This is a genomic window from Paenibacillus odorifer (assembly GCF_000758725.1).
Classification (GTDB): Bacteria; Bacillota; Bacilli; order Paenibacillales; family Paenibacillaceae; genus Paenibacillus_AQ; species Paenibacillus_AQ odorifer.
In genome coordinates this window covers 6,404,465-6,423,595 of sequence record NZ_CP009428.1, presented here as the reverse complement: position 1 = coordinate 6,423,595, position 19,131 = coordinate 6,404,465, and the positions used below count along the sequence as shown (strand labels likewise).

The 19,131-nt window shown below is 45.4% G+C and carries 13 protein-coding genes and 1 pseudogene; 10 read left to right on the top strand and 4 right to left on the bottom strand.

Going from position 1 to position 19,131, the window contains the following annotated elements:
• Positions 1 to 26: 26 nt before the first annotated feature.
• Positions 27 to 134 (top strand): annotated as a pseudogene (locus tag PODO_RS32380) (S-layer homology domain-containing protein); the annotation flags it as partial.
• A gap of 125 nt (positions 135 to 259) precedes the next feature.
• Here the strand turns inward: PODO_RS32380 and moaA are convergent.
• The gene (moaA, locus tag PODO_RS28090; RefSeq protein WP_036681928.1) at positions 260 to 1,261 is read right to left on the bottom strand and encodes a GTP 3',8-cyclase MoaA; all 1,002 of its coding nucleotides are present in this window, start codon (positions 1,259 to 1,261) and stop codon (positions 260 to 262) included.
• 420 nt (positions 1,262 to 1,681) lie between these two features.
• On the opposite strand from moaA, the gene PODO_RS28085 reads away from it, so the two are divergent.
• Positions 1,682 to 2,374, top strand: a complete 693-nt coding sequence (locus PODO_RS28085; protein ID WP_036681926.1) for a TorD/DmsD family molecular chaperone — start codon at positions 1,682 to 1,684, stop codon at positions 2,372 to 2,374.
• Positions 2,375 to 3,067: 693 nt separating this feature from the next.
• On the opposite strand, the gene PODO_RS28080 is transcribed toward PODO_RS28085, so the two are convergent.
• Together PODO_RS28080 and PODO_RS28075 are read right to left on the bottom strand one after the other, a co-directional pair.
• Entirely contained in the window at positions 3,068 to 6,235 is a 3,168-nt protein-coding gene (locus PODO_RS28080) for an efflux RND transporter permease subunit (RefSeq protein WP_038573655.1), read from the bottom strand.
• Positions 6,236 to 6,350: 115 nt separating this feature from the next.
• Complete coding sequence (locus PODO_RS28075; RefSeq protein ID WP_036681609.1) at positions 6,351 to 7,268, bottom strand: TetR/AcrR family transcriptional regulator; 918 nt, start codon at positions 7,266 to 7,268, stop codon at positions 6,351 to 6,353.
• A gap of 227 nt (positions 7,269 to 7,495) precedes the next feature.
• On the opposite strand from PODO_RS28075, the gene cls reads away from it, so the two are divergent.
• Entirely contained in the window at positions 7,496 to 9,004 is a 1,509-nt protein-coding gene (gene cls / locus PODO_RS28070) for a cardiolipin synthase (RefSeq protein WP_036681607.1), read from the top strand.
• A gap of 50 nt (positions 9,005 to 9,054) precedes the next feature.
• Here cls and PODO_RS28065 read toward each other — a convergent pair whose 3' ends face one another.
• Complete coding sequence (locus PODO_RS28065; RefSeq protein WP_052097373.1) at positions 9,055 to 10,590, bottom strand: phospholipase D family protein; 1,536 nt, start codon at positions 10,588 to 10,590, stop codon at positions 9,055 to 9,057.
• A 283-nt stretch (positions 10,591 to 10,873) separates the two neighbouring features.
• On the opposite strand from PODO_RS28065, the gene fni reads away from it, so the two are divergent.
• From fni to PODO_RS28030, 7 genes are all read left to right on the top strand, one after another.
• Positions 10,874 to 12,013 carry a type 2 isopentenyl-diphosphate Delta-isomerase gene (fni, locus tag PODO_RS28060; protein ID WP_080742651.1) on the top strand — a complete coding sequence of 380 codons (1,140 nt, stop codon included), beginning with the start codon at positions 10,874 to 10,876 and terminating at the stop codon, positions 12,011 to 12,013.
• A 36-nt stretch (positions 12,014 to 12,049) separates the two neighbouring features.
• Positions 12,050 to 12,520 carry a GNAT family N-acetyltransferase gene (locus PODO_RS28055; RefSeq protein ID WP_235219460.1) on the top strand — a complete coding sequence of 157 codons (471 nt, stop codon included), beginning with the start codon at positions 12,050 to 12,052 and terminating at the stop codon, positions 12,518 to 12,520.
• 168 nt (positions 12,521 to 12,688) lie between these two features.
• A complete protein-coding gene (locus PODO_RS28050; protein ID WP_143763750.1) occupies positions 12,689 to 14,056 on the top strand; it encodes a S41 family peptidase in 1,368 nt (455 codons plus the stop codon).
• A gap of 100 nt (positions 14,057 to 14,156) precedes the next feature.
• On the top strand, positions 14,157 to 15,257 hold the full coding sequence (ychF, locus tag PODO_RS28045; protein ID WP_036681604.1) for a redox-regulated ATPase YchF: 1,101 nt from the start codon (positions 14,157 to 14,159) through the stop codon (positions 15,255 to 15,257).
• A 233-nt stretch (positions 15,258 to 15,490) separates the two neighbouring features.
• Positions 15,491 to 16,567 (top strand): peptide chain release factor 1, encoded by a 1,077-nt coding sequence (gene prfA, locus PODO_RS28040; RefSeq protein ID WP_036681601.1) that lies wholly within the window; start codon positions 15,491 to 15,493, stop codon positions 16,565 to 16,567.
• Between the two features lie 25 nt (positions 16,568 to 16,592).
• The gene (gene prmC, locus PODO_RS28035) at positions 16,593 to 17,528 is read left to right on the top strand and encodes a peptide chain release factor N(5)-glutamine methyltransferase (RefSeq protein WP_244886402.1); all 936 of its coding nucleotides are present in this window, start codon (positions 16,593 to 16,595) and stop codon (positions 17,526 to 17,528) included.
• 140 nt (positions 17,529 to 17,668) lie between these two features.
• Entirely contained in the window at positions 17,669 to 18,853 is a 1,185-nt protein-coding gene (locus PODO_RS28030) for an FtsW/RodA/SpoVE family cell cycle protein (RefSeq protein ID WP_038573650.1), read from the top strand.
• Positions 18,854 to 19,131 lie beyond the last annotated feature (278 nt).

Below are 19,131 nucleotides of genomic sequence, written 5' to 3'. Positions count from 1 at the left end.
GCTGTATGTGAAAACCAGCTGAAGCTGGTTTTCTGGGTGGATTCGAGGATAACACCTTCCGTCCTGAGAATAATGCCACAAGAGCCGAGGCAGGAGCGACTATTTATAAGCTGCTCGAAGCTCTGTCTCTCTAATAGTGATTGAATAGTTCATCGCTAAGCTTTAAACCAAACGCCGCTTTCCCAGATTGTTCAGTGGGAAAGCGGCGTTTTTTGTATTTATGAAATTAAAAGAGGAACTATAATACCGGGATGGACGTTTATCCACCAATTTGAGACATGCGCCGAGCTGTCGGCGTGTGGCTTTGTGCTTTTTTCTCCAGAGCTAAGGCCATTTCATGGTTATGAGGTTTGTTGCCCAGCGCTTTCCGGAATAAGGCCTGCACAGCAGCAGGATCGCTTATTAAAGGACGGACATTGTATTCATCTGCCCAATACAGGCAAGCTTTGATGTGCCCATCTGCGGTAAGTCTCAGGCGGTTGCAATTATCGCAGAAGTGATCGCTCACCGGATGAATCAGGCCGAATGTACCAGGGGCTCCAACAACCCGCCGATTCTGGGAAGGGCCATTCCCGGAGGGCATTTCTGCCGCTTCCGTTTCCCAACCAGCCTCAGTACAAGCTTCTACAACCCTTTCCAGAGGCAGATAAGTTTGGCGCCAAGCATCAGTAGCACTGCCAATCGGCATGTATTCTATAAAGCGTACATTTAGAGGACTCTCCAGCGTAAGGGAGATGAAGTCTTTGATTTCGTCGTCATTAATTCCTTTCATCAATACAACGTTAAGCTTTATCGGTTGAAGTCCGGCGGCTTGTGCGGCCTCGATCCCCTTTAATACCTTGGCGACTTCACCGCCACGAGTAATCATAGAAAATCGATCCTGCCGTAAAGAGTCTAGGCTGATGTTTACCCGTGACAGACCAGCCTCTTTTAACAGCGCGGCTTTGGCTGGAAGCATTAAACCATTTGTAGTCAGCGAAATATCTTCTATACCTGGAATCGCGGATATCATCGCAACAAGCTTTTCCAGATCTTTGCGGACAAGAGGTTCTCCGCCAGTTAGTCGTACTTTACGTAATCCAAGAGGGGCTAGCGACTTAACGACTGCGGTAATTTCCTCGTAACTTAGAATCTCGTCCTGCGGTTGGAATTGCATCCCTTCCGCTGGCATACAATAGATGCAACGCAGGTTGCAGCGGTCGGTAACCGAAATGCGGATGTAATCGTGTAAACGTCCAAAAGGGTCCGTCAGCGGCTCCATGGCGTTGCTCCCTTCCTTTAAATATGGCTGATAAATTGCTCTTGAATTTTCTCGTATAAACGCCTAACATCACTAACAGGACAGAACGCGAAGATGTTTATACTTGTTTAGAATTTTAAAGATTGCTTGGATTCACGTCAATGAGCAAAGTTCTGGACGACAGGGTTTCATTACATAAAACTGGACAAACTAGATAAGAAGATAACGCATATTGAACAACGAAAAGTGTGACAAAAGTACGACAAATAAAGTTTTTAGACATAGAATGCTCACGGAAAGCGCTTTTAATTTCCGATATAATCTAGGTGCGGATTAGTTTTAACGTTCACTTTTGCGAAAACAGATAGGATACCGGAAACCGCACGTCGGTAATGTGTGTGACGGAGAGTGACCGGGAAACCATTGAGGAGGATTTGCAAAATGAGTACACATACTGTTCCATCGCTCACCGTTCCGGAGGCTTTTAGCCGTTGGTTGGAAAGTCGGGGATTAATATATCAGCTTTTAGTGGATTTTTTGGGTAGAAAACCATCACTCTCTCTAGTGGCTCAATGGAGCCGCCATCGCCAGATGAGTGTAGCGGCAGAGATGACAGAAGGCGGTCGGGAGCTGAAGCGCTATTTGAGTCAGGAACCGAACAAGCTGCCAATGATATGCGAGAAAGAGAGCAAAGAATATAAACGGCTTATGCAAGAACAGTCCGTTAGTTCTTTTAAATTGCGCGAAGCAGCGATTTTAGGTCGTTCGGAGGATTTCTGCAACGTGCTTGCAGATGTGTACACCTCCGCTGGAATTGTATTCAATAAGTGTAATGGTGAAGCCGATGATCATATTGCTATTGAGCTCGAATTTATGGCAGTCATGCATGAGCGTATGCTTTACAATAGTTTTTCAATAAGAAGTGCTATGGAGCTGCTTGATATTCAGGAGTCCTTTTTGGAAAAGCATCTACTTCAATGGACACCGCAGTTCTGTCAGAAACTAAATGCAGCAACAGATAGTCCGCTATATCTAGGCCTCTCTCATATGCTTGAGGAGTTTCTGCCACTTGATCTGCAAATGCTTCGTTCCTGGAGAGCTTCATTGGAGAGCAGTGCAGCTACAAGCATTTAATATTAGAAAGCCCGACCTATCCATTAGGCCGGGCTTTTGCGTGCTGAGCATGGGGAAAAGAATCGTTGTGAAGCACTAAATGATGATTAACTGAAGCACCGATACAATAATTGCGGAATTTCTCCCCGAAATTCTGGGATTTTCAGTCATCAGACTATTAATTAGGGAAAAGCTCCCTAAAGTTTAGCTGTTTCGATGGTAATTAAAGAAATTCCCCTTATTATCAGGGAGGAATTCCCTAATTTCGTGCATTTAGAGCGAATATCAGCTTTTTTCAGGGAGTTTTTCCCTAATTAGTTTAAGATCCACTCCGCACATCGTACAAACACAGAACGCAGTAAACACAAATGTATGCCGTCCAAACGACCAACGCAGATCACCGCCGTATACCACACATCGCAAACACCCACCATAAATTGCACATCGTTCACCGCTCACCGCTCCTCGTATATCATCCAGCGCTCACGGTATATCGCCCTCCGCTACGCACAAACGCACATCATCCACCGCTCTCCACACACCGTTCAACCTAATGGCATAGAACACCACTAGGCGTGGCGCACAGTCTATTTGCTAAAGTGAGAATCCAATGTACAGCCTATTTTCTAAAAAAAGAAGCTGCCTCATAAGTAGAATTCACTACTTTGGAGACAGCCTCTCGTGTGAGCCTATTTACTTGTTCACATCATAGTTCTAATCAATTACCTTTTTGCTGCGGAATTTCATCAGGAATTCATACACGACTGGCACTACTACAAGTGTCAGCAGCGTGGAACTGACCAAACCACCGATTACGGTCACGCCGAGCCCCTTAGAGATAATTCCTGCACTATTTTCAAGTCCAGTAACCAATGGCAGCAATGCACCAATCGTTGCAAGGGCAGTCATCAGGATTGGACGTAAACGTGTGCCACCTGCTTCAAGCAAGGCTTGACGCGTAGTGAGTCCTTCTTTTTCCTTATGAATAACGCGGTCGATGAGGACAATCGCATTCGTTACTACGATACCAATCAACATCAGCGCACCCATGAGCGAGGACACGTTTAAGGTTTCCCCAGCGATCAGCAAGGCAACGAGTACCCCAATCACTGTGAAAGGAAGTGAGAACAGGATAGCGAATGGTGCTAATCCACCGCCAAATGTAACCACAAGCACGAAGTATACGATGGCAATAGCGGCCGCCATAGCAATTCCTAATTGACCAAACGTATCATTGATCTGCTCGGTTACACCGCCGAAGGTAACAGTTACACCATCAGGCAATTCCATAGCATCTACTTTTTCTTTCACGCTGTTCGAAGCGCTATTCACGTCACTCGAAATAATTTCGGCAGTAACATCTACCTTCATTTTACCGTCCATACGAGTAATCGAGTCAGGGGAGGAGCCATTTTCAATTTTAGCGACTTGCCCGATTGGCACGGAGATGCCTAGTGGCGATGTCAAAGTAGCCTCTTCCATTTCTTTAATGCTCTTGTACGTTTCTTTATCTGTTTCGATATAGACTTTGTAGTTCTTGCCGTCCAATTCTACTTCTGTGAGCACTGGACGCGTGCCTGCTGGACTCAGCTTCATCGCAATTTGTCCGGCTGTAAGTCCAAGGGAGCTAAGCTTCTGTTGATCCGCTACAATCGTATATTGATCGTATGCTTCTTTGAGACTTGTTTCCGCGTCTTTGAAATTAGTGGTGTCAGCCTGTACGATTGAGGCAATCTCATCCGCGACCGGCTTCAGCTGATCCAGTTCATCTCCGAATACATTCACGGTTAGAGTGCTTCCACCCATACCTCCACTCATCAGAGCGGACATGTCACCCCATACACCATCTGGCACTTCTGCGGTCAAACCTTCAATAAGTTTCTCTTTAACAGCTTCGAAATCAGGAGTATCACTATCATAAACGATGAAAAATAGTCCTGAATTGCTGGATCCACCCATACCCATCGGGCTTCCACCGCCGATGGAATATTGCATTTTGTCTATATGCTTCTGCGCTAAAATGTATTTTTCAGCTTTCAGACCTTGTTCTTGAACTTCCTCAATCCGTTGTCCAGCCTTTGGTGAATAAGTAAGCATTACAGTTTTATCCTCTTGGGATGGCATGAAGCTTACACCAATAGGCTTGATTAAGAATAAGCTGCCCGCAAGGAGAAGAACGGCAACTCCAAACGTAACGAGTTTATGAGAAAGACACCAGTTCAGAATCTTTTGATAACCAGCAGAAAGTTTGTCTGGTTTCTCGCTGTGAGTTTTTTTACCTTTCAATCCATTACGGAACAACGAGTGAGCCATTGCAGGAACTAGGGTAATCGCAACTACTAATGAAGCGAGCAGGGCGAAGACCATGGTTAGAGCGAAAGGCAAGAACAGCTCACCAACCATACCACTAACCAAAGCAAGTGGTAAGAACACCGCGATGGTTACAATTGTAGAGGACATGATAGGCACGAACATTTCACGCGTGGCTGCACTGATTAATTCTCTGCCCTTCAGTTTCTCACCAGATAAGGAGAGCCGTCGATATATGTTCTCTATAACTACAATCGAGTCATCGACTACCCGCCCGATCGCGACCGTCATCGCTCCAAGTGTCATCATATTAAGCGTAATGTTCATCTGCCGCAGACACAGCACTGCAATCAGCAGGGATAATGGAATAGAGATGATAGAAATAATCGTCGAACGAATATTCCGCAGGAACACCAAAATGATAATTACTGCGAATAAGGCACCAAACACAGCTTTGGACAACATCGTATTTACGGAGTCCTCAATGGGCTTACCTTGGTCAAGCAGAACAGTAAGGTCAATGCCTTTATATTGTGCTTTTAATTCTTCAGTTTTGTCTTTAACGCCATTTACAACATCAACAGTGTTGGCATCATTGGCTTTGACAATCTGAATACCGATCGATTCTTTACCATTTGTACGGGAGATGGATTCGGAATTCCCCACAACCTCAATCGTGGCCAACTCTCCGAGCTTCACGGTTGGAAGTCCCATACTTGCAGCTCCGCCAGGAGCAGCATTTCCAGCACCTGCACCAGCAGCTCCGTTAGCAGCACCAGCGCCGGTAGCTCCAGCACCTGCAGCACCTGCAGCGTTAGCGCCAGTTGGCATTACCGGTATGGTCACATTTTTAAGATCTTCAACGGTAGTGATGTTGCCGTCCACGACAACTGCCTTTTGAGCCTTGTCCATCTCGAATAGTCCTAGTGGAACACGGAGGGAAGAGCCTTGAATGATACCTTTAACGGTATCTTCAGTCAGTCCATATTGGCTGAGCTTATCTTGATTGAATTTAAGTGATACTTCTTTGACGTATTGACCAGAGATTTGAATAGAAGCCACACCCTCAACATCCTCTAGGGCTGGGCGAATATCGTTCTCAGCAATACGTGTCAATTCCTCAAGGTCCTGGGTATCTCCATTGGAAAGACTGAGCGAAACGACAGGCATTGAGCTAAGGCTAAAACGGGAAATGGAAGGCTTCTGCACATTGTCTGGCAATGAGACCTCATTTAGCGATTCGCGCACTGCTGCTGTAGCATTATCCAGATTTGTTCCGTAATCGAATTCAATTTGGATACTGGAGGCATTCTCCAGAGAAGTGGAGGTGATCGTCTTTACACCATCCACATTGCGGAGCTTTTGCTCCAACGGTTTGCTGACATCATTAACGACGCCTTCTGGTGCGGCCCCCGGATAAATGGTTGTTACGCTAAGATAGGGTATACTAATATTAGGCAAGGTTTCTTGCTTCATCGTCAGTCCGCTATATAAACCGGCAAACACAATAATTATCGTCAGAAGCCAAATGGCAAATTTGTTCCTGAGCGAGAAATTAATTAAGCTTTTCATAAGTTTCGTTTCTGCTCCTCTCGGCCCTTTTCTTTACGAAATAAGGCGCCATTATAAAAATTCATAATACTCACTATCCATGACTTTCTCTCTACCGAACTCTTCTTAGAGTCAATTAACGAAATACACATGAATTGTGCGGAATTGAGGCAATTAGCTTCCTCAGCTCTTCTAATTCTGCTGTGAGCTCAGAGCAGGATTGGAGGTTGGACAGCATCCCCTGAATGATTGCTTTTCGTGGGTGAGGTATAAGCACTTCACCTTCCAGAATATTGAGCGATTCCAGCAGATCGGCTGCTTCTTCGGATTCTATACTATTTAATTTACTGACCACAGTCTTCATTTCTTTAATGAGCTGTAATGGATTCTTTCGTTTATTCTCCTCATTCTCCGCCATCCAGTTCGCTAAAGTAGCAGAGTTGATTAGTGGAACCTGTTTACTAGTGAGTAAGCCAGACACAATCATATCCATTAGATTCATTAGATGATCTGCCATATCGGCAATGGGTACCTGCGTATCCTTACGAAAAATAACCGCAATATAAGACTTGATGAGACCATGTCCGATCATACATAAATCTCCGGTATAGGGAACGACGTCTTTTCCATAGAGCAACTCCATCTTCACCTGGAACCATCTTAAGAAGGAAGCGTTGTTTCTCCGCAGCCAGTCCGGGACTTCAGTATCAAATCCTTTGCCCGCAACCTCCTGAATTTGACGCTGCAAGAACTCGCGCAATTCGTACACGTGACTTAGCAGAATTTCTATCTGATTCCTAAGCTTCTCACGTGGTGTTCGTCGGGTTTCCTGTTCTTCACGTAACAAGGGATCACGAATCATCCGATAACAATAAAGGAAGATACTGCGCTCCAGTTCTTCTTTTGATTTAAATACCAGATACAAACTGCCCTTCGAAATCCCACATAATTCAGCGATCTCTTGCATGGATGTGGACGAGGAGCCTTTCACAGCGAATAACTGCATGGCGATCTTAATAATTTGTTCCTGCTTGTCAATAGTTTTATCATTCATTAAAGGATTAACCTCCTTTCTGACTACTGGGTTCTATAATTGACTAGTTGGTCAAAATTATTATATTCCATCCAACCAGGCAATACAAATATCGGAACAGAAGGGTTACAGTTTTGTCGTAAATAGACTTTTGCACAGTAATTAGCTAGGAAGAAAAGGGTTCTTCATGTAATATATAAAATGTGTCAATTTCGTGTTGCTTGTATGAATAAGAAGGTAGGTAGAGTATGAGAAGAGGACTTCAATCTATAATTATCATTGGGGCATTCATAGCATTTTATTATTTTGGTTTCGGCATTTTTGGGAGTACTGCGGGAACGATTATTAGTATCTTCTCCACTCTGACAGTTATTTCGATTAGCTTGGCTATTTTTATGGAGAACCGTAATCCTTCTACAACAATGTCATGGATCTTATTGCTTGCGTTGATCCCGGTGCTGGGACTGGTCTTCTATTTTCTATTTGGGCAAAATGTGTTCAAACGCCGTAAATATGATAAAAAGGCACAAAGAGACCTTATGGCCTACGAAAGAATTGAGAATGACGCTTTACGTACGCACCAAGATTGGTCAGTCTTTGATCCCTCGCGCCAAAAACTGTTGCTGTTATCCAAGACTTTAGCACGTACTCCTATATCCTTTGCATCAGAAACTCGTATCCTCACTAATGGTGAAGAGACGTTTGGTACGTTATTGTTGGAGCTCCGTCAAGCTAAGCATCACATTCATATGGAGTATTACATCTTCCGGGCGGACCACATTGGAACACGCATTAAACAAATTCTGATCGATAAAGCTCGTGCCGGTGTTGCAGTCAGATTTATGTATGATGCCGTTGGCAGTTTTCAGCTTTCCAAAGCTTTTTTGAAGGAAATGAGTGACGCCGGAGTTCAGGTGGCTTCTTACGGAAATTCAACATCCTTTTTTTCCAGCCGTGTGAATTACCGGAATCACCGTAAAATTGTTGTGATCGACGGAGATGTCGGATTCATGGGTGGTCTCAATGTAGGCGATGAATATTTAAGCCGCAGTAAGACTTATGGATTTTGGCGTGACACACATATGTTGGTTAGAGGCGAAGCGGTACGGACGATGCAAATTATTTTCCTGCAAGATTGGATGCACACTACGGGTGAAAAAATACTGGAGCAAGACTACCTCACTCCACAACTTCGCTTTATGACAGGTGATGGAGCCGTACAGATTATTGCTAGCGGACCGGATAACGAACGTCGTGCGCTCAAAAACATTTTCTTCTCCATGATCACTTCTGCCGAGAAATCGGTGTGGATTGCCAGTCCATATTTTATTCCTGATGAGGACATCTTAACTGCACTGCGTGTAGCCGCTATTTCTGGTTTAGATGTGCGATTGTTATTCCCGGCTAAGCCGGATAAATGGATTCCTTTTCTGGCTTCACATTCTTATTTCCCGGCGTTGCTGGAAGCTGGCGTGAAGATTTATGAATATGAAAAGGGATTTATCCACTCTAAGCTGCTTATCGTCGATGGTGAAATAGCAACAATCGGTACGGCCAATATGGATATGCGCAGCTTCCACCTTAACTTTGAAGTGAATGCATTACTAATTCAGACGGAGAGTGTTGCTCGTATTGTGGCTGATTTTGAGCGGGATTTATTATCTACCAGCTTAATTGAGCATGAGGAATTTATGAATAAGCGTATGGTGATCCGTATACTGGAATCTGCTGCTCGACTTATGTCGCCGTTACTATAACCAAAAACCACCGCAGAGGGTGTTTTGCCTCATCTGCGGTGGTTTTTGCTTTAAAAAGTAGTTAAGCCCAAGGTGGTCTGCAACCGGAACAGGATATATTTGAACCAGGTCACTTCGCCCTGATAAGCCTCAAAAGGTAGGGTATACTCATGGTCCTCGTTATTCCACAGTCGATTGAAGTAGGCTTCCATCTGGGCATAAAGAGGCTGATCTTGTTTTACAGATACCCACAGATTATTCTCCAGGTTGTAGTCATCCAGATTGCGTGTCGTGAAATTGGTGGAACCGCCAAGAATGATGGAACTTCCAGTCTGTTTGGCAATGAAAAGCAGCTTCGAGTGATATTGTTCTTTGGTCGTGTTGTACCAGCGAATAGAGATTTTTCCGTTCGTGCGCTTGTTCAGGTTCATGGCAACTGGACGGTTAGGAATGCCGATTTTATCACGGCCGAAGGCGTTCTGATTGGGGTCCAGTATCAATCTTACCGTAGCCCCTCGTTCGGTAGCTTCTACCAATTCATCGAGAATTGCATCATCGGCAAGGTAGAACATACCCATCCAAATGGTGTCACCCTCCTGTGCAGATTGGAGGGCTTGTCTTGCATATTTATATACCTTTCCTTCCGTTAAATAGCGGACTCCCATAGATTCTTCAGAGTGCTGGTCCTTATCCTTGGTGAAATCCGGCTCATAAGTGAGCAATGGCCCTGCATCCGAAAGATTGACCGCGGCCTGTTCCGTCTGGAGAATATCAGCAATAATTGGACCTTGTACTTCCAGAGCGATATTGGAATGATAGGCGCTGGCATCATGGATATTTCCTGAGGAGATTAGAGCGCTATTCTCACTAACAACCACCTTACGGTGATTAGCTTTTACATTGAGTAGCTTCAAATAAGAACGAGCAGTAATATCCGGTCCGCCGCTGGCCATAAGATTCGGAATCCGGCCTTCGCCCGACTGTCCGAACCATTGAATAAAGGTACGCCAGACAGCAGAATAAGCAGGCGTAGAATCGCGTAGAGCATTTACATCAGTCATAATCACTTTAATCCCTGCAGACTTCATCTCTTCCAGGAGATGATTAGGTGCAGAGTTGTAATTGGTATTAACCTCATCCGTAATGAAGACGATCTCCATCTCAGGATAAGTAGTTTTTTGTAAAATAAGCTTGTCCGTCAACATTCGACTGACTGGAGGAAATGACTGATCTTTATGGGTATAATCATTGAAAAGAAAGAGGTCAATCACCAAAAATTCATCGGACTCCTCGATAATTTGTAGAATCCTCGAAAGAATCTGACTTTCTTGAGTGCCCGTGGCTGTACCGTCCGAATAGGTTAAGTCGTGCCAGAAGGATACATGATTTGTTTTGTATATGGGGCTTTCAAAGGAAATACCGCTGGGTAGAGGTTTGTGCGTCTGATAAATCATTACGCCGGTTAACCAAAGGAGTAGAATGACGAAAGCCCATAACACCCGTGTACGGCGGCGTGAAGTGGAACGTTTCTTCGTAGTTAAACCGGGAGCGTAGTTTATATCTTTAGGTTTATGGGGGTGAACGGGTTGCTGACGATCTGAATTCATGGAAGTTCCTCCTGAAATTATTGCAGAGCACTTCCTTAGGATTGTGATGCTCCGGTGTATTACCAACCTATTAACACCTAGTGGAGCGAAATGAAGCAGCCCAAATATCCTTAACATTAATAAATAACATTCAGCTAGCTATAATGAGTTTGAACGATTAGTACGAAGTTTATGAAATTAATGATTACTAAGCCGGAGAATTGTAATCGCTAACCTCATATTGTAAATTCATCTGTAGGGATATGTTATAATAAATCGAGTTTGGGAATAGGAGGAACGCAGCATGAATCATACGCCAGAAGAGGCCGTGCCATATGATGCGACTAGGCAGTCTGGCGCAGATCATGGCAAGGACCTGCCGGCTGTAGAGGCTTCTGACAAAAGATCTTTATTGCCTACATCGAAGACAGGCGAACGCAAAATTGAACATGTACGCCTTTGCCTAAATGAAGAAGTAGGTGGCGTCGGTGTGACTACAGGGTTTGAACATTACAGATTTCAGCATAATGCTCTTCCAGAGCTGAATTTTGACGATATATCATTGCAGACTACGTTTTTGGATCGCAAGCTGCGTACACCGCTGCTCATCAGCTCGATGACAGGTGGCAGCGCAGCTACAGGAGCGATTAACGCCCGGTTGGCCACAGCTGCACAGCGTCGTGGTTGGGCGCTGGGTGTAGGCTCGGTCCGGGCGGCAGTGGAGCGCTCTGAGCTTACGGCGACCTTTTATGTGCGGGATCAAGCACCTGATATTCCGGTTATCGCCAATATTGGTGCTGTACAGCTGTCCTATGGTTTTGGGATTGAGGAATGTCGCCGGGCTGTGGATATCGCAGGTGCTGATTTTCTTGTACTGCATCTGAATGGGCTGCAAGAGGTCTTTCAACCGGAAGGGAACACTGGTTTTGCCTCTTTGCTATCCCAGATAGAGAAGGTATGCCGTGCACTTGAAGTCCCTGTAGGTGTGAAAGAAGTAGGCTGGGGCATTGATGGAGATGCAGCTGCACGTCTTTATAATGCAGGTGCGGCTTTTATTGATGTTGCGGGTGCAGGCGGGACATCCTGGAGTCAGGTGGAGAAGTTCCGCAGTGTAGATCCTATACGGCGGGCAGCGGCGGAGGCTTTCGCAGATTGGGGTACTCCAACAGCTGATTGTATCACAGAGGTGCGCGCAGTTTCCCCGCAGGGCGCTTTGATTGGCAGCGGCGGACTAAAACATGGCGTGGATGCAGCGAAAGCACTGGCACTTGGAGCTGATCTGGCAGGCTTTGGCCGCAATCTGTTAGGGCCGGCTGTCGATTCTGAAGAGGCGCTGGATGCTGCATTGGCACAGGTTGAGCTGGAGCTAAAAATAGCAATGTTTGGTATTGGCGCTCCAGATTTAGCAACTTTACGTGGTACTTCCCGTTTAATACGTAAATAGGATGGTAAATATTGAAGCGAGGAAGTGAGTAAGATTATGATTAAACTGGTCCATATGGATGAGTCGGCCTTTCAATTTTTCTTAGGTCAAGCTACCCGGGATTATGCGGAAGATAAGATCAGCGCCGGTGCTTGGGATCCGGAGATCGCGATGAAGCTGTCTGAGGAAGCCATAACACGCTCTTTGCCAAAAGGGCTGCACACAGATGGTGCTTATCTATATTCTATAGTAGAAATAAGCAGTGATGAACAGGTTGGTTATATCTGGTTTAACGTAAGTGAAGGCCGAGGCGGCCGCGAGGCTTTCATTTATGATTTTTATGTTTTTGAACCGTTCCAGAGTAAGGGTTATGGCAAGCAGGCTATGATCGCACTCGATGAAGAAGCCCGGGAGATGAATGTTACCAAAATCGGGTTACACGTCTTCGGCCAGAACAATCGCGCATTTGAGTTATACAAAAAAATGGGATATATCGTAACTGACATCACAATGTCTAAAGATCTATAGTCCATAAGTGTGAGGACCTCGAAAGAGGTCCTTTTTTGTTGTTCTACTGAATTATTATGTAAATAATTGTGATAAATATATTTGATTTAGGATGATTAGGAAAATATGATTAAAAAATAAATTCCTGAAAATGGATTAAGTCATAAAGAGAGAAAAGGGGGGATTAAGGTGAGGCCAAGGACTGTATCGTGGGTGGTTGTTTCTGCAGTAGTATTACTATTACTGGTCAGCTGCAACAGTGGCGATTTACCAGGAAAGAAGAAATCTGAGTCTGAGCAAGTCCAGGCAAGTCCGGTTGCACCGCTAGCCTCTTCAGCTGTAGTTGAAGATCAATCAGAAATAGCTTTGCCTTCATTGACGGTAGAACAAAGGCTAGAGGATTTTGATTACATGTGGAAGATTATTGAGGAGAACTATCCTTTCTTAGAGGTGAATAAACGTCTCAATGGAGAGGATTGGCTTGCAAAAAAAGAGGAATACCGCAATAAAATAGCAGCCGTGAAATCGGATGATGAGTTTTTGAAACGTATGAGATTTGTCCTTAGCAGATTAAACAATGGGCATACAAATTTTATATCCAAGGAAGAATACCCCTGGTATCTACATACGTATGCTCAGTTAGGTTTTGGTTTTGAGCCTTGGGTCAACGTGTTTCAGCAGCCTAACGTATTGGCCCGTTACAACCAGAAACCTTTAGCGGAGCAGCAAAGCTCTAATGATATCAATAACGATATGCATAATGGTGGAGATGGAGTAGGAGATGTAACAAAAAAGACTTCTGGGAATGTAAAAAAAGTCATTATAGAGCCCGATCGAATCGCTTATCTCGGCATGCAAAGCTTTGACGGGAGTCTCATGGAGATGGACAGCTCCGAGATCCATGATTTTTTAATAGAGGTAAAGGACTATAAGACATTAATATTAGATATCCGCGGAAATGGGGGAGGAAACAGTAATTATTGGAGAATTCATCTTGTCCCTATGTTGATCAATAAACCTATCGAATACAATACATACTTACTTTATACAAGAGGCAAATATGCGGAGACCTTTATGCAAGCACGTCAGATTACAAAGGGGCAACAACCTATTGCTGGCATCAAAGATGAGCAACTGCCCAAGCTGCCAACCGAAGCTTTAAAGATGTTTAAGACATATAGAAAAACAAATGATGTAGTAACCCCTAATAAATCTGTTGGATTTAAAGGGAAAATCTATTTGCTGGTAGATAGCTCTGTGTATTCATCATCGGAAGGTCTTGCAGCCTTTGTAAAAGGCACCGGGTTTGCAACGGTTGTAGGCGGCAGGACAGGTGGGGATGGACTAGGGATAGATCCGCTTGTTGTTGCATTGCCTAATAGCGGTTATCTCTTCAGGTTTTCCTTTGAAATGGGTCTGAATTCTGATGGAAGTTGTAATGAAGAGGTAAAGACTGTGCCTGATGTGGAGGTTGATCCGGATAAATCTAAGCCATTACTGGACCAGCCGGCGATAAAAAAGGTATTAGAGCTTGCGCGTTCGGACACATCTGCCTGACATCCGGTGTTGCTGGCGAATATGTTCTAATATATAATGGTTTAGATCGTATAGCTTATTCGGATGATCAATTTAGCTGAAAATAGGAGTTGTCATATAAATGGCTTTGAAAGCTGGAATCGTCGGTCTTCCTAACGTAGGAAAATCCACATTGTTTAATGCGATAACGCAAGCGGGTGCAGAATCCGCTAACTACCCTTTTTGTACCATTGACCCTAACGTTGGTGTTGTTGAAGTTCCAGACGAACGTCTTGATAAACTGACTGAGCTGGTACAGCCGAACAAGACCGTACCTACTGCTTTTGAATTTGTTGATATTGCTGGTCTCGTGCGTGGTGCCAGTAAAGGAGAAGGACTAGGCAACAAGTTCCTGGCCCATATCCGTGAAGTAGATGCTATCGTGCATGTGGTTCGTTGTTTTGAAGATGAGAACGTTACCCACGTTGATGGAAAGGTAAATCCGATCAGCGACATCCAGACCATTAATCTGGAGTTGATTCTTGCTGATATTGAGAGCATTGAGAAGCGGATTGAGCGTTCCCGTAAGAATATCAAAGGCGGCGACAAGAAATACGCTCAAGAAGTTGAGCTGCTAGAACGCGTCAAAGAAGTGCTCTACGAAGATAAACCTGCACGTAGTATAGAATTGTCTGATGACGAGAAGCTTATTATCCGTGATCTTCATTTGTTAACATTGAAGCCAGTGCTGTATGCGGCGAATGTAAGTGAAGATGAAGTGGCAAGTGCTGAGGACAATCCTTATGTACAGCAAGTTCGCGATTTTGCAGCTACTGAAGGTGCAGAAGTTGTTCCGATCAGTGCTAAGGTGGAAGCAGAAATTGCTGAGCTTGAAGGTGAAGATAAAGCTATGTTCCTGGAAGAGCTGGGACTGGAAGAATCCGGCCTTAACCGGTTGATTAAAGCGGCTTATAAACTGCTTGGCTTGTATACGTATTTCACAGCAGGCGTTCAGGAAGTTCGGGCGTGGACGATTCGTCGCGGCACCAAAGCACCTGGAGCTGCCGGTGTAATTCATACAGATTTCGAACGGGGATTTATCCGTGCTGAAGTAGTGGCTTACGCGGATCTTGTGGCAGCTGGTTCCATGAACGGTGCGAAGGAACGTGGTCAACTGCGTCTTGAAGGTAAAGAATATTTGGTGCAAGACGGCGACGTAATGCATTTCCGTTTTAACGTTTAAGAAGGTTTAAGTGTACGAATGATATAGGGGTCATCTCGAGCAGTGGGAGTTTCTATTGCTGGGATGATCCTTTTTAAAAATATAAGCTTTTTATTAAGGTATTGTGCGTACGGAACTGTAGCCATTTCACAATATCTTTGGTATAATATAAAGTCGTATATCTATTTTTATGACAGTACAAATTTGATGTTATATTTGCGAATTTGAAATTGAATCAGGAGAGGTGAATTCCCTTGTTGGACCGATTGCAATCCCTGGCGGACCGCTATGAGAAGCTCAGTGAACTGCTTTGTGATCCGGATGTTGCAAACGACAGTAAGAAACTGAGGGACTATTCCAAAGAACAATCAGACCTACAGCCCGCATTTGAGGCGTATACTGAATATAAGAGTGTAATGGAAGAGCTTGAAGCTGCTAAGCAGATGCAAGGCGAAAAGCTTGATGATGAGATGAAAGAAATGGTTAAGATGGAAATTGATGACCTTTCCAAACGTCAAGTGGAGCTGGAAGAGAGAATCCGCGTGTTGCTGCTGCCTAAAGACCCGAATGATGATAAGAACGTAATCGTTGAAATTCGTGGTGCAGCGGGTGGAGATGAAGCAGCATTGTTCGCTTCAGATCTTTACCGGATGTACACTCGTTATGCTGATGCACAAGGATGGCGCGTTGAGTTAATGGATGTTAACGCGAGTGATCTTGGTGGATTCAAAGAGGTAATCTTCCTTATTAACGGCCGTGGTGCATACAGTAAGCTGAAATACGAAAGTGGTGCGCATCGCGTACAACGTATCCCAGCGACCGAATCCGGAGGTCGTATTCATACCTCTACTTCTACGGTGTCCGTGATGCCGGAAGCTGAGGCTTTTGAGATCGAGATCCATGATAAAGATATTCGCGTGGATACCTTCTGTTCAAGTGGTGCAGGCGGACAGTCTGTAAATACGACCAAGTCTGCAGTACGTGTAACCCATGTACCTACAGGCATCGTTGCTACCTGTCAGGACGGTAAGTCACAGAACTCCAATAAAGAAAAAGCGCTGCAAGTGCTTCGTGCCCGTATCTCTGATATGAAACGGCAGGAAGAAGAAGCGAAGTATGCTGGTGAACGGAAGAGTAAAGTAGGTACGGGTGACCGTAGTGAGCGCATTCGGACGTATAACTTCCCGCAGAGCCGGGTTACAGACCATCGTATTGGCCTGACACTGCACCGTTTGGAGCAGGTTATGAACGGAGAAATCACTGAAATTATCTCAGCCCTTTCAATCGCTGAACAAGCTGACTTGATGGATAATATGGATAATGGAGAATAATGCTTTGAACGATGGCGTATATGTCATGTCGGAAGTCAAAAGCATCCGGGAAGCCTTTGCGGAGGCTTCTTCTTTTTTGAGCCGGAGCGGCTGCAATGAACCGCAGCGCAGTGCACAATTGCTGCTGGAGCATGTGCTTGGAGTGTCTGGCGCAGCTTATTATATGGCGTTGGCAGATCCTTTTCCAGCAGCGGTTAAGGAAGCATTTGAGGCGGGAGTTACCCGCCGGGGCGCTGGTGAGCCGGTGCAGTATATCATCGGCGAGCAAGAATTTTACGGGCGGCCTTTTGAGGTGACGCCTGACGTGCTTATTCCGCGGCCGGAGACGGAGCTGCTTGTCGAGGCGATTTTACGTTACGGCGCGGAGCTTTGGCCGAACGGCGTTGTAACGCCGGGCGAAGCGGCGCTGGATAGCGCGGGCGGCGCTGCGGCCCGCAACGGAGGCGCCGCAAGACCGCTGGCCGCCGTCGATATCGGCGCCGGCAGCGGAGCGATCTCCGTCACGTTGGCGGCGGAAGCGCCGGCGTGGCGGGTCTGCGCCGGCGATATTTCGCCGGCGGCTCTGGCTGTGGCCGAGCGCAACGCTTTGCGCAATGGCACAGCTGTGGACTTTCGGCTCGGCGATCTGCTCGAGCCGTTCGCGGGGATGGAGACGGATATTCTCGTCTCCAACCCGCCGTACATCCCCGGTGAGGATATCGCCGGGCTGCAGCGTGAGGTGCGCGACCATGAGCCGCGCACTGCGCTGGATGGCGGAGCGGACGGGCTGGACCCGTACCGCCGTATGATGGAGCAGCTAACGCTGCTCCCGGCACCGCCGCGCCTGATCGGCTTTGAGCTTGGCTTCGGTCAAGCTGAGCAAGTCGCTGCACTCCTTGCGGCAGCGGGCCATTGGACCGAGATTATCACCATTAATGATCTGGCTGGAATCCCGCGTCATGTGCTAGGCATAACGAGATAATATTGCCTGCTATGCAGAGGGTTCATTTTGTCCGGGGTAGAGAAATTGTATTTTCAATCCGACTTCCTTTACAATAGAATTTAGCAGGATTTCTTAGGGGATCATAAAGAAAGCCCAGATATAGAGTAGGGAGGCAGAGCGTGCTTCAGAAGATTAAAAAGATTGATGGTGCTATTGTAGTCGTTCTGTTATTACTCATGGTTGTCAGCATCTTCGCCATATATAGCGTTACTCATGGAAGAGAGAAGCTGGACGGACATCATATTCGTATGATGATGTATTATGCTATTGGTTTTGTGGCTTTTATTGGAATGACCTTTTTGGACTACAGAATTTTAGTGAAATATGCGATATATATTTATTTATTTGGGATAGGGATGCTGGTGCTCGTCAGCTTTTTGGGCGAGACCAAAAATAATGCGCAAGGCTGGTTGACCCTGCCTGGGGGTCTGAGTCTGCAGCCTGCTGAGCTGTTCAAGCTGATATTGATTCTTTTTCTGGCGGCCATGCTTGTCCGCAAGAATAAGAGTAAGCTTCTGTTCTGGCGGGATGTTGTGCCACTCGGCCTTCTGACCTTGTTTCCATTTCTTATTGTTCTTACCCAAAATGACCTTGGGAATGCCTTGTCTTACGTTGTGATTCTTGCGGGTCTGTTGTGGATTGGCAATATTAAATACACGCATGCATTAATCGGGCTGGTCATCGTGGCTAGTTCTGCGATTGCGGGAATTATGAGTTATATCCATTATCACGATGAAATTAAAACCTTTCTTACGGATATTGGGCGATCTCACTGGATTGAACGTTTTGATCCTTGGCTTGTTCCCGAAAAGGCAACAGAAAAGGCTAAGTATCATACCACCAATGCTAGAATTGCTATTGCTTCTGGAGGAATGAGTGGTGATGGCTATATGAAGGGAGATTCCGTTCAAACGAATCGTGTGCCATATACCTACTCGGACTCCATTTTCGTGCAAATTGCCGAGGAATTCGGTTTTGTGGGGGCGGCGCTGCTGCTGCTGCTGTACTTTATCCTCATTCACCGAATGATTCTGATTGCGCTGGAGTGTAAGGATAGAGCCGGGCCGTTCTTGATTGTCGGAATTGTCGCCATGATGCTATATCAGATTTTTGAGAATATCGGCGCATTTATCGGCTTGATGCCTTTGACTGGTATTACGCTACCTTTCATCAGCTTCGGGGGTACATCACTGCTCATCAATATGGCCAGCATCGGGCTGGTAATGAGTGTGCGCCTGCACGGGCAAGAAGTAGAAGAAGATTTTCCTAAACCTACTCCTTATGCAGCTGCCAAACAGGTGTAACCACGAAATAAAATAGAACCGTCAGGTCCTTATTGTTTAATAGGGGGCTGGCGGTTCTTTTTGATGGTGGACGGCTTCGTCGGATTGGTGTAATACGTAATACGGACCGTTTCAGGTAAGCTGGCTGGAAGTAATTCGTATTCGTATTCGTATTTGTATTTGTATTTGTATCCTGACTCGGACTCAGATGCCCTTATATTCGAATATTAACTACTTATTGGATAGTATCGGACCGCAAAGACGTTATTTGATCAAAAAGACTGGATTTACTGCAAAAT

Coding starts and splice junctions, on each gene's coding strand:
- moaA (WP_036681928.1), bottom strand. CDS start 1,261: ATGGAGCCGCTGACGGACCCTTTTGGACGTTTACACGATTACATCCGC.
- PODO_RS28085 (WP_036681926.1), top strand. CDS start 1,682: ATGAGTACACATACTGTTCCATCGCTCACCGTTCCGGAGGCTTTTAGC.
- PODO_RS28080 (WP_038573655.1), bottom strand. CDS start 6,235: ATGAAAAGCTTAATTAATTTCTCGCTCAGGAACAAATTTGCCATTTGG.
- PODO_RS28075 (WP_036681609.1), bottom strand. CDS start 7,268: ATGAATGATAAAACTATTGACAAGCAGGAACAAATTATTAAGATCGCC.
- cls (WP_036681607.1), top strand. CDS start 7,496: ATGAGAAGAGGACTTCAATCTATAATTATCATTGGGGCATTCATAGCA.
- PODO_RS28065 (WP_052097373.1), bottom strand. CDS start 10,590: ATGAATTCAGATCGTCAGCAACCCGTTCACCCCCATAAACCTAAAGAT.
- fni (WP_080742651.1), top strand. CDS start 10,874: ATGAATCATACGCCAGAAGAGGCCGTGCCATATGATGCGACTAGGCAG.
- PODO_RS28055 (WP_235219460.1), top strand. CDS start 12,050: ATGATTAAACTGGTCCATATGGATGAGTCGGCCTTTCAATTTTTCTTA.
- ychF (WP_036681604.1), top strand. CDS start 14,157: ATGGCTTTGAAAGCTGGAATCGTCGGTCTTCCTAACGTAGGAAAATCC.
- prmC (WP_244886402.1), top strand. CDS start 16,593: ATGTCGGAAGTCAAAAGCATCCGGGAAGCCTTTGCGGAGGCTTCTTCT.